Here is a 13125-nt window from a genome sequence, read left to right on the forward strand (position 1 = left end):
TATAATAAGAGGAAATAATTTGAATCTGTTACTGATAATAACAGCGATCCTGCTTTTCGCAGGATTTGCAATAGGCTGGGCCAGGGGCCTGTTCGGAATTCTTGCCGGAGTTCTGTCATGGGTAATTATCCTTGTAGTGATGTATGCGGTGACGCCTGTCATCGAAAAGGCATATATGAAGGGACCGGTTTATGACAAGATGTATGATCTTGTCTCAGCCAATGTATCTGACGGCCTTATAAGAAAGGAAAACAAGTCGATCGACAAGATCAACGAGGCTATTGAAAATGGAAACGATGATCAGGATCAGGACAGTGAGACGGTCGGTCAGAACAGGAAGGCAAAGACTGATCTCGGAGATTCTGAGAGCATGAAGGATTTTCTCTCAGAGCTCCATATCCCTCTGCCAGAGACCGTGACAGGTATAGTCTCAAGGGCAGTAGATACAGCGACCAATGCGGCAGCGGAAATAGTCAATAATATATCAGCAGACAGCGAGAGCAAACTGAGTGGAGCCAACGATACCATAATAAAGGACGTATCAGAACCTATAGCGAAGCTTATGGTAAGGGGAGTCGCTCTGATCACAGCCCTTATCATTGCCCTGATACTCACAAGGATAGTAGCGCTTATAGCACAGATAGCTGGAGATATGCCGGTGGTAGGAGGCATATCGAGATTCTTCGGAGGCATCTGGGGTATGGTAGTAGCCCTGATCCTTGTATGGATCTTTATGGATCTGGTCAGCTGCTTTTCGATCACATCGCAGGGACAGAAGCTTCTTGATATGATAAATTCAAGCGGCTTCCTTGATGCGCTTTATATTAACAATCCGCTTGGATTTCTGATAAGCAGATAGGAGTACTATGGATGAAGAGATGAGGATAGCTGAGATAAGGGGAGGCGCGCTTTCGGCTAAGGTAATGGATTACGGAGCCAACATTCTCGCCCTGTATGTGGATACGAAGGAGGGCAGGAGAGATATAGTCCTTGGCTATAAGAACCTTTGCGATTATCAGGACAATGATCCAAACTATGGCTGCACCATTGCCAGATATGCCAACAGGATAGGCGGAGGGGGATTTTCTATAGACGGTCAGGAATTTCACCTTCAGAAAAATGACAGAGGGAAAAATACCCTTCACAGCGGAAACGGATCACTTCAGAGAAGGCGATGGGAGATTATGGACTCCTCGGACGATCATGTAAGCTTTTCGATAAAAAGCCCTGATGGGGATCTGGGATTTCCGGGCAATATGGATATCACTGTCACTTATACCATAAGGGACCAGGCGCTAATTATTGATTACAGCTGCATCTGCGACCAAAAGAGCGTATTTGCTCCGACCAACCACAGCTATTTCAATCTGAGGGGCGAGGGAATGGGCGATATCCTTGATACAAGGGTAATGATCCATGCGGATCAGTTCACCCATACGGACGCAGATTCCATACCGGACGGCAGCCTTGTAGACGTGACAGGTACGCCGATGGACTTTCGTGACTTTCATAGGCTCGGAGAGAGGATAGATGAGGATTACGAGGCCCTTCAGCAGGCAGGAGGCTATGATCATAATTATGTTCTTGAGAAAACGCCGGATCTACATGCTCCTGAATATGATCACGATGGGAAAATGGTATATGAGGCAGCCAGAGCAAGGGCAGCAGACGACTCAATAGAAGTAATTGTGTATACAGATCTTCCGGGGATGCAGCTTTATACAGGAAATTATATTAGCGGGCAGGATCTCGGAAAATGTGGTAAAATATATCCTAGACGCGGAGGCGTAGCATTCGAGACACAGTTTTTCCCGAATGCTGTAAATGTGAAGACGTTTGAACAGCCGCTTGTTGAAGCGGACAGACCGTTTCATACCAGGACGGTCTACAGGCTCCTGACAGAATGATGAGGAAAAGAAATGAAGATTCTAATTGGAAATGACCACGCAGGCACTGCGCTAAAGGAAGAGATAAAAAAGCATCTGGAGGATGCCGGTATCGAGGTGGTAAACTATGGTACTGATTCGACAGAAAGCGTGAATTATCCTGAGATAGGACAGAAGGTGGCAGAGGAGCTTGTGGCAGGAAAGGGTGATCTTGCCATACTTATCTGCGGTACAGGGATAGGCATCACACTCTCTGCCAACAAGGTACCGGGGATCAGGGCGGCAGCCTGCTATGATGCTACGACAGCTCATCTGATAAGAGAGCATAATCATGCAAATATCCTTGGCCTTGGAGCACGTATCACAGGAAGCGAGCTCGCAAAGGATATAGTGGATTCCTTTATTTCCGCAAAGCCGCTTGGCGGCAGACATCAGGAGAGAGTGGATATGATCACAGCTATAGAAAAGAAGTACAGCAGATAATGGGCGAGAGACTGACAAGGACAGATGTAGAAAAGATACAGGAGGAGCTCAGGCAGCGTAAGGAGGAGATGAGACCAAAGCTTATTGATGAGGTCAAGGAGACCAGAGCTATGGGAGATCTCTCTGAGAATTTCGAGTATCATGCTGCCAAGAGCGCCAAGAACAGGAATGAGAGCCGGATCAGATATCTGGAGAGGATGCTTGCAAATGCGACAATAGTATCCGAGGAATCACAGGCCGGAGTAGTCGGGATGAACAATACAGTCACAATCTATGAGCCGGAGGACGATGAGACCGAGACAGTAAAGATCACGACAAGCATCAGAAGCGATGCCTTAAATGGCAGAGTATCGATAGAATCTCCGCTCGGCAAGGCCCTGGTAGGCAGAAAAGAGGGAGATGAGGTCACTGTAAGGGTAGATGACAGCTATTCCTATAAGGTGATCATAAAGAAGATCGATCAGACCACTGATTCAAGTGATGATCAGATAAGCTCCTACTAAAAAAGCCACCCGGAGGTGGCTGTGCAGCGGAGACGAAGGGATTCGAACCCTTGTGCCGCGAAAGGCGGCAAACGCATTTCGAGTGCGCCTCGTTATGACCACTTCGATACGTCTCCAAAACAAAAGATATTTTACTACAATAGGAAGTATTTGACAAGAGCAAATTTGCTGAAGGAGGATAAATGATCCCGAATCCGCTTAGCGTTGTAGATTTAAGCTTTAATAAGTCAGACAGGAAAAGAGACTCCTTTATGCTGAAGGGAGCCCTGGCAAAGCATGGCTTTGATGCCTGGCGCCACTGCTTTACCGGAGTTGGCCGGACGAGCGGAGAGAAGAGGAGCTTCATGCTCGAATACTACTGTGTGAATCCTCAGCTTGCAGAGGATGAGCCGGTCTTCGCAGAGGATGGACGAAAGCCTTCGTATCTCTGTGTAAGGGCAGTGGTCCTTGGAGAGGGCGGATCGGTCTTAAACCGCTATTTCACATGGGATGCCACAAGTACGGGTGAGGAGATGGATCTTCTGATAAGCGCTGAGGATTGTTTCCTTTCGGAGACCCGTACAATGGGAAGGATAGAGGTAGGTCCACAGGACAGGGAAAAGGACAGCGACAGATACCCTGATGTCGGACGGATAGTCTGGGATCTGCGTATCGACAAAAGGATAGCTTTCAATCTGGGATATACGACCTCGGGACCCTTAAGGAGCACCTATATAATGAATGCCTTCTGGCATACAGAGGGAATGAAGACCTGCTACAGCGGCACTATAGTGTGGAATGGAGAGGAATATCAGGTAGAGGCGGACAGCTCAGATGGAATAGCGGACAAGGTCTGGGGAAAGGACCCCGGAGACAAGTGGGCCTTTGTAGGCTGCTCGGATCTGATCAGCAAGAAACGCGGAAAGCTCTCGAACAGTGCCTTTACATTCGGACAGGGAATGAGGATCCAGGTAGGCCCGATAGATACTTTAGACGAGGCGATCGGCGGAGTATATCTGGAGGGTGATACCTATGAGTTCAATTTCTCAAAGGTATGGACCCTGACTCAGAACCGGGTCAAGATAAAGAAAAAGTCAAACTGGGTACTTTTTTCAATGATAGAGGAGACACCTACGACAAGGGTCAGGGTAAAGATACTGATAAGCGAGCAGTCAATAAAGCGGACGCTTATTGAGACTCCATCCGGCGACAGAAGAAAGATCCTCTACGCCGGCAGAGGAAAAGCAGAGCTTATTCTGGAGAGAAAGAAGATCTCTCTTAGAAATAAATGGACCTGGGAAAAGGAAGATATACTTAAGGGTGATAATGTTTACGTCTCATACATGGATAAGAAGAGCAGATAGATGATCTGAGGAAAGGAGACAACATGAAGATAGGAATGCTGACAAGCGGCGGAGACTGCCAGGCTCTTAATGCAGCAATGCGCGGAGTTGTAAAGGGGCTTGAAGAGTCCTGCAATGGCGATGTGGAGATTTACGGATTCCTTAATGGATACAAGGGGCTCATTTATGGAGACTACCGTAAGCTCACGGGCAGCGATTTTTCAGGGATCCTGACAAGAGGAGGAACCATTCTCGGCTCATCGAGACAGCCATTCAAGATGATGAGGGTTCCCGATGAGAACGGTCTTGACAAGGTGGAGGCAATGAAGTCAAACTACAGGAAGCTGGGCCTTGACTGCATAGTGATCCTTGGCGGAAACGGAACACAGAAGACAGCAAATCTGCTCCGTGAGGAGGGACTTAATGTGATCCATCTGCCGAAGACCATAGACAATGATATCTATGGAACCGACATCACATTCGGATTCTATTCGGCAGTAGACATTGCTACGGCCTGCATAGACTGTATACATACGACAGCAGCCTCACACAACAGGGTCTTCATCGTTGAGGTCATGGGACACAAGGTAGGCTGGCTGACTCTCTACTCAGGAGTGGCATCAGGCGCTGATATCATCCTTATCCCTGAGATACCTTATGAGGATGATAAGATAATCGACGCGATTCAGAAGAGACACCAGCAGGGCAAGGGATTTACTATACTTGCTGTAGCAGAGGGGGCCATCTCAAAGGCTGATGCGGCCCTTTCCAAGAAGGAAAGGAAGGAGAAGCTGGCGAAGGAAGCGAAGAAATGGCCTTCAGTTTCCTACAAGATCGCAGACATGATCACAGAACGCACAGGCTCGGAGGCCAGGGTGACAGTTCCGGGACACACACAAAGGGGCGGAAGCCCATGCCCTTATGACAGGATACTCTGCACGAGACTGGGATCAGCTGCCGCAAAGGCAATAGTAGAAGGCAAATTCGGTAATATGGTCGCAATGAAAAACGGAGAGACAAAGCTTGTGCCGCTTGCCGATGTAGCCGGAAAGTTAAAGACTGTCGATCCGGACTGCAAGATGATAGCCGAGGCCAAGAGAATAGGAATCAGCTTCGGCGATTAAGCCAAGGGAGGACGCTTATGTCATACATGGCCCTGTACAGGAAGTTCAGGCCGAAGACCTTTGCTGAGGTAAAGGGACAGGATCATATAGTAACGACCCTGTCGAATGAGATATCGGCCGGAAGGATAGGACATGCTTATCTTTTCACAGGGACCAGAGGGACAGGAAAGACGACAGTAGCAAAGATATTTGCAAGAGCTGTAAACTGCGAGAATCCGGCTCCTGACGGAAGTCCCTGCGGAGAGTGTGACACCTGCAGGGCGATAGAGTCAAAGGCATCTATGAATGTGATAGAGATAGACGCGGCTTCCAATAACGGAGTCGAGAATATCAGAAGCATAATCGAGGATGTCGAATACCCGCCGGCAGCAGGCAGATACAAGGTATATATAATCGACGAGGTCCATATGTTAAGTGCCGGAGCCTTCAATGCCTTCCTGAAGACTCTTGAGGAGCCGCCGTCATATGTGATCTTTATCCTGGCGACGACTGAGCTGCAGAAGATACCGGTGACTATCAGATCGAGATGCCAGAGGTATGACTTTCACAGGATATCGGTCGAGACGATACAGAAAAGACTCCGTGAGCTGGTGGACAGGGAGGGTGTAGAGGCAACCGACGATGCCCTCATGTATGTCGCAAAGGCCGGAGACGGGTCGATGAGAGACGCCCTGAGTCTTCTCGACCAGTGCATCAACTTTTATCTGGGAGAGAAGCTTGACTACGACAAGGTCCTTTCGGTGCTTGGAGCGGTAGACGCAGAGGTGCTCTCGGACCTTTTCAATGCCATACTTGACCAGAATGTAAACAGGATTTCAGAGCTCATAGAATATGTGATGACAGAGGGAAGGGATCTGAACACCTTTGTATCAGACCTGATCTGGTATCTGAGGGATATGCTCCTGTACCAGAATGCTCCGGAGCTTATTGACAGGTTCGACCTGACCAGCGAGAACCGCCGTATCCTTCAGGAAAATGCAGCAAAGGCCGGCTCGGCCGTCCTGATGAGATATATACGTATCCTGAGCGGCCTTACAGAAAGGATGAGGAATGCTGCTGACAAGAGGGTCCTGCTCGAGATAACGCTTATCAGGCTATGCCGCCCTGAGATGGATAAGGATAATGATGCTCTTGTAAGCCGGATGGAAAACATAGAGCGCATGATCCAGAATGGCGCGGCCCTAAGGGCCAGCCCGCTAAGCGAGGACAGAAAAGAGCCTGAGGAGACCATACCAGAAGAGGACAGGGTAAGGATGCCTGAGGAGATTGCCGATGATGTGAAAAGGGCGGCTGCCGTGATAGATGATGTAATAGGGACGTTTACAGGCAAAAGCTTCGGCTTTCTGAAGGCCTGGTGGGACAGAGGGCATCAGGTGACCACAGAAGGAGATGGAAGTGCTCTTGTCATCTATTTTGATGAGATAGGAGCCTATGAGACCTTTCTCGACGAAAAGGAAAAGCTTGAGAAGGCTATTGAAAAGAGAATCAAGGCACCAGTGAAGCTTATAATAAAGCTAAACGATAAAAAGGCACCTGCAGCCCAGCAGTATCAGGGCTTCGATCCAAAGGAGCTGCAGCAGGTGCTTGGAACAGACATGGAAATAACAACGGAGGAAGAATAATGTCCAGACGCGGAGGATTTCCGGGCGGAATGCCCGGCAACATGACAAACCTTATGAAGCAGGCCCAGAAGATGCAGAGGCAGATGGAGCAGAGCCAGAAGGAGCTTGCAGAGAAGGAGTTTACGGCTGCAGCAGGTGGAGGAGCGGTTGAGATCACGGTGAGCGGATCCAGAGAGATCACAAAGGTGCATATCGATCCTGAGGCAGTAGATCCGGATGATGTAGAGATGCTCGAGGATCTGATCATGGCAGCTGCAAATGAGGCCATGAAGCAGGTCGATGAGGAGACCCAGAAGGCTCTCGGTGGTATGACAGGAGGACTCGGCGGGGGCCTTCCGTTCTGATGGATTATTATTCTAAACAGATATCCGACCTTATTGCCTCACTTTCCATGCTTCCGGGCATAGGAGAAAAGACGGCTCAGAGACTGGCCTTTCACATACTTTCAATGCCAATAGACCAGGTCGAGAAGCTTTCCGGATCGATTATTTCAGCCCGGAAAAATGTCAGATACTGCAAGGTCTGCGCTACTCTTACCGATCAGGACATCTGCCCCATCTGCTCGAATCCCAAGCGCGATCATTCCACTATAATGGTTGTCGAGGATACAAGGGATCTGGCAGCCTATGAGAAGACCGGCGAGTATCACGGCGTCTATCATGTCCTGCATGGAGCTATCTCTCCGATGCAGGGCATAGGACCGGATGATATAAAGCTTAAGGAACTCATGGCAAGGCTTTCATCTGAGCAGGTAAATGAAGTGATAATAGCGACGAACGCCTCGCTGGAGGGTGAGACGACGGCCATGTATATAAGCCGTCTGATAAAGCCTACAGGTATAAAGGTAAGCCGGATAGCAAGTGGCGTCCCGGTAGGAGGCGACCTCGAGTACATAGACGAGGTAACACTCTTGCGGGCGCTTGAGGGCAGAAAGGAACTGTGATTTCAGTTCTGAAAAGGAGAAGCGTATGACCGAACAGAAAAAACAGGAATATGTAAACAGGATCATAGGTTCAAATCCTACTGAGATTATAGTGACGCTTTTTGACATCTTTTCGGACTATGTCACAGAGGCCAGGAAAGGCTATATGGCAGGTGAGCACGGAAACGAAGAGAGCAGGGAGGCTTTAGATAAGGCTTCTGAGGTGCTTAAGCACTTGAAGAGTGACCTGGACTTCTCAGTGGATAAGGAGCTTTGTGGCAGGCTCTACTCGATCTATCAGTATGCTGGGGAGCTTATAGCAAAGACCATATATAGCGGAAGCTTCGACCATGCACAAGCGGCCCTCGGGCTTCTTGCCCCGTTAAGAGCTGCCTTTGACCAGATATCGTCAGAGGATAAGCGGGGGAATGGCCTGGAGAACTTACCACAGAGAGTAGCCGGAATGACCTACGGCAGGGCAGGATTAGACGAGGCAGAGCTGGGAGATGAATCGAACAGAGGCTATCTGGTATAGGAATTTGACGGTATTATAGTAATAGTGCAATAATTTTATTGTATTGCTGTACAGAATAGACAACATTATTATCGAGAACGAGTCGAAGACGAAGTTCGAGGCCGAAAGCTTCGAGATGAGAGCAAGCCAAAGGCGAAGCTCGAATCCGAAGCGAGGTCGTTCTCTGAGATTGGTGAGAACAAGCCCTAAGGCGTAGTTCGAACCTAGCGAAGAGAACTTCCTTAGCAAAATAGGTCAGAGGTTTGAGGTGTGAGATCATATCTGGCCGATCGAGTGAAAACCCCTATAAATACAATGTTTCATAAAAGATAGAGGACGTTTATCGTCCTCTTTTTTATTTTTGTGCAATTTGCACAATCGCATTTTCCGAAAATTTAGGGAGTGACAAATCGTTCGAACACATATTATAATCTTTTTCATCACAGCAGTGAGAGCAGAGAAAGGGGGAGCATGTACAGAGAAATAATGATGACGGCTTATCTGGCGAGCGCTACAGCCTGTGACCTGAAATGGCAGAGGATTCCCAATGAGCTGATCTTATTCGGATATCTGCTTGCGGCTTTTTGCAGATGCTCGGAAGAGGGAATCTGGGGACTGGTAAAGGGGTTACTTTGCGGTACGGCAACGATAGCTATGCTCTACTTTTTTTATCTGGCAGGGGCAGTAGGCGCCGGAGATATCAAGCTGTTCTCAGTGATTGGAGCTGTATACGGTATCGGCTTCATGTGGGCGAATGCCTTTTATGCGCTGCTTGCGGCCGGAGCAGCGGCCCTGGCCTTTGCCCTGTGGAAAAGACAGCTCTTTATCCGTTTTTATCTTCTCTTCAGTCACATATCAGCCTGTATCAGGTGTCGCAGATTTGTAAGCTACAGCGCTCTTGAGCAGGAGGGATATCTGCATTTTGCACTCTATATCTCACTGGGCTACCTGTTCATATTTTGTTTCAGAAAGGAGCTGCCATGAAGAAGATAAGACTTCTTATAGCTGACACGGATCAAAGCTATCTGAATGCTCTGGTAAAGTATCTGATAGGTACTGGAAACCAGTATGAGGTCACCGGGTATACGGATGTGGCAAGGTTTCTGGGGGAGGAAAATGATTTCGCGCTTGCTCTGCTTACAGGGGAGTTCATCGATGGCCTTAGGAGGCAGCCGCAAAGGAAGCGGCAGTTTGACAGGATACTGTATCTGAGCGATTCTCAGAGCGAGGGGGAAAGCGAGTATGAGAGGATCTATAAGTTCCAGAATATGAGCACATTCATAGAACAGATGAGAAAGGCAGTAAATGCCAGACCGGAGGGGGAGGGCAGGGAGATAAGAGAGAATGCCACTCAGCATCTGAGGGTCATCTTTTCACCGATGCACCATGAGCTGTCGCTTCCGTTTTCTCTTTCTATGGCAAAGATCATCGGAGAAAGCCAACAGACCCTGCTTGTTGATATGGAGGATATATCGATCCTTGGACGCCTGCTCGAAAGGGAGCTTACAAGGGACCTGGGCGATTATCTCTATCATATAGCAGGACTTGATTCGCCGGACGGCAATATGACTGATTTCCTCGGCTTCTATGAGAACTTTTATTATCTGGCACCTATGAAGGGACTTTCGGCACTTGCGGCAGTGACTCCTGATCAGTGGATCGCTCTTATAGATAATATCAGACGGTCAGAGTTCGACCAGGTGATAATGCTTATTGATTCGTCTGTAAACGGAATGGATGAGATCCTCCATGCTGCGGACGATATCCTGCTTCTGGGAAAGCCGGGTGAGTACTATGCCCACAGCATGAGAGAGTTTACAAGAAGGCTCAGTGTAGAGGGACTTATGGAAAAATGCTCCCAGATGCTTTTGCCTATGTCGGCTCAGGCAGGAGCAGGCAGCATACCACAGGCCAGTACTATGATGAATGGGAACTTAGGAAGCTTTGTCCGCAGGGAGTTTACAAATGGAGCAGCTCTCTGAAAAAAACAGACAGCTGGCTGAAAGGATCCGCGAGGAGATAATAGGGGAGGCGGATCTGAGCAGGGACCTAAGTGACCAGGAGATAAGGGAGCACATAAGAGAAAGGCTCCTTATCGAGGGACATGATAATGCTATCCCGCTCCATCAGAGGCTGGCGATGGAAAAGAGGATATTCAATTCCCTTCGCAGACTTGATGTGCTTCAGGAGCTCCTTGAGGATCCTGACATAACAGAGATAATGGTAAACGGTCCTGATAATATCTTCGTTGAGAAGGCAGGGAGGCTCTACAGAAGCCCGCTCAGGTTCTCTTCACCTGAAAAGCTCTCTGATGTAATCCAGCAGATAGCGGCCGAGCAGAACAAGATAATAAACGAGTCATCGCCAATAGTCGATACCAGACTTCCGGATGGCTCAAGGATAAATATTATCCTGCCTCCGGTAGCTCTAAGCCAGGGGATCATCACCATAAGACGCTTTCCCAAGGAGGCGATCACTATGGACCGGCTCCTGTCTTTTGGATCGATAAGCCAGGAGATAGTCGATTTCCTTAAGCTTTTAGTAAGGGCCAGATACAATATCTTTATCAGCGGAGGGACAGGAAGCGGCAAGACTACCTTCCTTAATGCTCTTACAGAATTTATCCCGCCGGCTGAGCGAGTCATAACGATAGAGGACTCAGCCGAGCTTCAGCTTATCGGTCTTGACAACCTTGTAAGACTTGAGGCCCGGGATAAGAACCTGGAGGGAAACCTGGAGGTCACTATAAGAGACCTTGTAAGGGCAAGCCTTCGCATGAGACCGGACCGTATAATAGTTGGAGAGTGCAGAGGGGCAGAGGCACTGGAAATGCTGCAGGCTAGCAATACAGGCCATCTTGGATTCCCTTCTTGCCTACACTGTCTCCATCGGAGAAATCGCTGTTACTGTCTACGTTTGCTACAATTACCTGCCCCGATTTAAGGAGTATTTCAATGTCTCCGTTCGGTGGCATATCAATCCTTTCGATATAGTTGAGGATTCTGTCACGGTCGATGCTGGTAAAGTTCCGAAGGTCTGCAATAGCAGCCCTGATGCTTGCAAGCTTCTCCGTAACATAGGAGTCATCAAGTTTGTTGTTTTCCTTATCGTTTATGGTCTCTGTCAGTCTGTCCGTCTCTTCCGTAATATTGTTAATCTTGGCTTTGATACGGTTCTTGGCTGCTTCCGTGAGTCCACCTTCGGAAAGCTGGTCAATGAGGTTATCAAGCTGTTTCTCTCTTGATGCTCTCTGCTTCTTCAGTCTGTCAATTTCATCCCCGCTGTTCTGTGATGCTTCCACGATCTCCGTTAAAACCTTCTCCAAAGATATACAAACCTCTTCCTGCTGGTCGATGGTCTGCTTCAACGCCTTTTTGGTGATCTCTTCGAGGTCATGTTCATAAATCTGACGGATAGGATTCGGACAGTCAGAATGGCTTTTAATGCGGTACACCGGAACCGTCTTCTTTCTGTCGGCATATCCAAATTGGTATGGCTTGCCACAGACAGGGCAAAAAATTTTGCCGGCATAAAGGTGCAAGCCCTGAAAACGTGCCTGAACAGCCTTTTTGTCGGGTTTCTCATATACTGTTATTCTTGAATGGTGAATCCTCTGCGCCATTTCAAAGAGGTCTGTATCTACAATCTGAAGATCCGGACGTTCACAGAGTACCCATTGTTCCTTCGGAAGTTTGATGCGCTTTGACTTGGTACGACCGGTACCGAGCTTAGTAGTACGCTTGTTGATGTAAAACTTACCGATGTATCGTTCATCCTCGATGATGTTGGATACTGTACGACCGCAGATGTTGATACCTTCAGCCTTCAATGCCTTCTGAATGGAAGAGGGAGTTCCGTTTCGGTATACATAGTCCTCGAAAATCCTGCGGACAACTTCGGCTTGATCCTCATTGATGGTGATAGTCTTATCTTCACGGTGCCAGTCATAGCCATAGGAACAGTCTTTTGCACTGAGTTCTTTCTTCTCACAGCGGAGTTCCTGTGTTTTTCTGCCGTTGATACTCTGCTGTTTAACGAACTGGGCATCCATAGCGTATTTAATACTGTGAAGAAGACCGGAGTTCATATCCTCGAAGTCATGGATCTGTCCGTCTTCCAAGGTAAGAACCGTTGCATCGTGTTCAATCAGCAGACTGTTCAGCATGAGAGAGTTCAGTTCATCACGGTTAAGACGGGAAAGTGCCTTGGTAATGATGAGATCGAACCCGTCTTCCGATAATTGCTGAAGCATTTCGTTGTATTGAGGTCTGGTAAAGTCGTTTTTACCGGAGATACCATCATCAATATAGGTAGCAATCAGTTTTACATTGGGATGATCCGCAAGATATCCTTCTGCAAGGGCTACCTGATTGGAGCAGGATTCTTTCTGCCCTTCGTTATCAGTCGATACTCTGGCATAAATGACGGCACGGACCATATCTGTGCATCCTATCTGTAGTTTTTGTTTTAATTCTTCTGCGTAACTCATAAGTTTCTCCTGTATTTCAAAAATCCTTCTTGTAGCGAATATATGTCTAATTGGAGCTGTTCCCGGATCTTACAAAAGTTCGCCGTTCTCCAGTGAACATCATTCAGATTATGGACAAGGAGCAGGTCGTATTTGTCTCTGTTGGCGATTGGTGCTAGAATATAAATAGTACAAGTTAAAGTGAGTTATTCCAAGGAATAAGACTATAATAGAGATAGTCCCAGGAGGAACTCACAATGGCTAGTAAACAACCTCAACAC

The 13125-nt window shown here is 48.0% G+C and carries 14 protein-coding genes and 1 tRNA gene; 13 read left to right on the forward strand and 2 right to left on the reverse strand.

Annotated elements, in window-relative coordinates; genetic code table 11:
- Positions 1-19 precede the first annotated feature (19 nt).
- The 4 genes from ACTNCK_RS06470 to ACTNCK_RS06485 are packed head-to-tail and all read left to right on the forward strand — an operon-like array spanning position 20 to position 2872.
- Positions 20-859, forward strand: coding sequence for a hypothetical protein (locus tag ACTNCK_RS06470; protein ID WP_441081702.1), 840 nt, complete (start codon positions 20-22; stop codon positions 857-859).
- 7 nt (positions 860-866) lie between these two features.
- Positions 867-1907, forward strand: coding sequence for an aldose epimerase family protein (locus ACTNCK_RS06475; protein WP_441081703.1), 1041 nt, complete (start codon positions 867-869; stop codon positions 1905-1907).
- A 12-nt stretch (positions 1908-1919) separates the two neighbouring features.
- Positions 1920-2369, forward strand: coding sequence for a ribose 5-phosphate isomerase B (gene rpiB / locus ACTNCK_RS06480; RefSeq protein WP_441081704.1), 450 nt, complete (start codon positions 1920-1922; stop codon positions 2367-2369).
- Positions 2369-2872, forward strand: a complete 504-nt coding sequence (locus ACTNCK_RS06485; RefSeq protein ID WP_441081705.1) for a GreA/GreB family elongation factor — start codon at positions 2369-2371, stop codon at positions 2870-2872. Before rpiB ends, ACTNCK_RS06485 begins: the two co-directional genes overlap by 1 nt.
- Positions 2873-2899: 27 nt before the next feature.
- On the opposite strand, the gene ACTNCK_RS06490 is transcribed toward ACTNCK_RS06485, so the two are convergent.
- Positions 2900-2988: transfer RNA gene (locus ACTNCK_RS06490), tRNA-Ser, on the reverse strand.
- A gap of 66 nt (positions 2989-3054) precedes the next feature.
- Between ACTNCK_RS06490 and ACTNCK_RS06495 the strand changes: the two genes are divergently transcribed.
- From ACTNCK_RS06495 to ACTNCK_RS06535, 9 genes are all read left to right on the forward strand, one after another.
- The gene (locus ACTNCK_RS06495; RefSeq protein WP_441081706.1) at positions 3055-4215 is read left to right on the forward strand and encodes a tocopherol cyclase family protein; all 1161 of its coding nucleotides are present in this window, start codon (positions 3055-3057) and stop codon (positions 4213-4215) included.
- Positions 4216-4238: 23 nt separating this feature from the next.
- Positions 4239-5318 carry a 6-phosphofructokinase gene (locus ACTNCK_RS06500; protein WP_441081707.1) on the forward strand — a complete coding sequence of 360 codons (1080 nt, stop codon included), beginning with the start codon at positions 4239-4241 and terminating at the stop codon, positions 5316-5318.
- A 17-nt stretch (positions 5319-5335) separates the two neighbouring features.
- Positions 5336-6940, forward strand: a complete 1605-nt coding sequence (dnaX, locus tag ACTNCK_RS06505) for a DNA polymerase III subunit gamma/tau (RefSeq protein WP_441081708.1) — start codon at positions 5336-5338, stop codon at positions 6938-6940.
- Entirely contained in the window at positions 6940-7284 is a 345-nt protein-coding gene (locus ACTNCK_RS06510) for a YbaB/EbfC family nucleoid-associated protein (protein ID WP_441081709.1), read from the forward strand. The genes dnaX and ACTNCK_RS06510 overlap by 1 nt, the downstream gene beginning before the upstream one ends.
- Positions 7284-7883: a recombination mediator RecR gene (recR, locus tag ACTNCK_RS06515; RefSeq protein ID WP_441081710.1), complete on the forward strand. Its 600-nt coding sequence runs from the start codon at positions 7284-7286 to the stop codon at positions 7881-7883. The genes ACTNCK_RS06510 and recR overlap by 1 nt, the downstream gene beginning before the upstream one ends.
- A gap of 25 nt (positions 7884-7908) precedes the next feature.
- The gene (locus ACTNCK_RS06520; RefSeq protein ID WP_441081711.1) at positions 7909-8397 is read left to right on the forward strand and encodes a flagellar protein FliS; all 489 of its coding nucleotides are present in this window, start codon (positions 7909-7911) and stop codon (positions 8395-8397) included.
- A gap of 450 nt (positions 8398-8847) precedes the next feature.
- A complete protein-coding gene (locus tag ACTNCK_RS06525; RefSeq protein WP_441081712.1) occupies positions 8848-9360 on the forward strand; it encodes a prepilin peptidase in 513 nt (170 codons plus the stop codon).
- Positions 9357-10358: a hypothetical protein gene (locus ACTNCK_RS06530; RefSeq protein ID WP_441081713.1), complete on the forward strand. Its 1002-nt coding sequence runs from the start codon at positions 9357-9359 to the stop codon at positions 10356-10358. The genes ACTNCK_RS06525 and ACTNCK_RS06530 overlap by 4 nt, the downstream gene beginning before the upstream one ends.
- On the forward strand, positions 10342-11319 hold the full coding sequence (locus ACTNCK_RS06535; RefSeq protein WP_441081714.1) for a CpaF family protein: 978 nt from the start codon (positions 10342-10344) through the stop codon (positions 11317-11319). Before ACTNCK_RS06530 ends, ACTNCK_RS06535 begins: the two co-directional genes overlap by 17 nt.
- Here the strand turns inward: ACTNCK_RS06535 and ACTNCK_RS06540 are convergent.
- Positions 11216-12865, reverse strand: coding sequence for a recombinase family protein (locus ACTNCK_RS06540; protein WP_441081715.1), 1650 nt, complete (start codon positions 12863-12865; stop codon positions 11216-11218). The two genes, ACTNCK_RS06535 and ACTNCK_RS06540, sit on opposite strands and share 104 nt — an antisense overlap.
- Positions 12866-13125: the final 260 nt, after the last annotated feature.

This window comes from Candidatus Weimeria sp. HCP3S3_B5 (genome assembly GCF_052064335.1).
In the GTDB taxonomy this organism is placed as follows: domain Bacteria; phylum Bacillota; class Clostridia; order Lachnospirales; family Lachnospiraceae; genus Weimeria.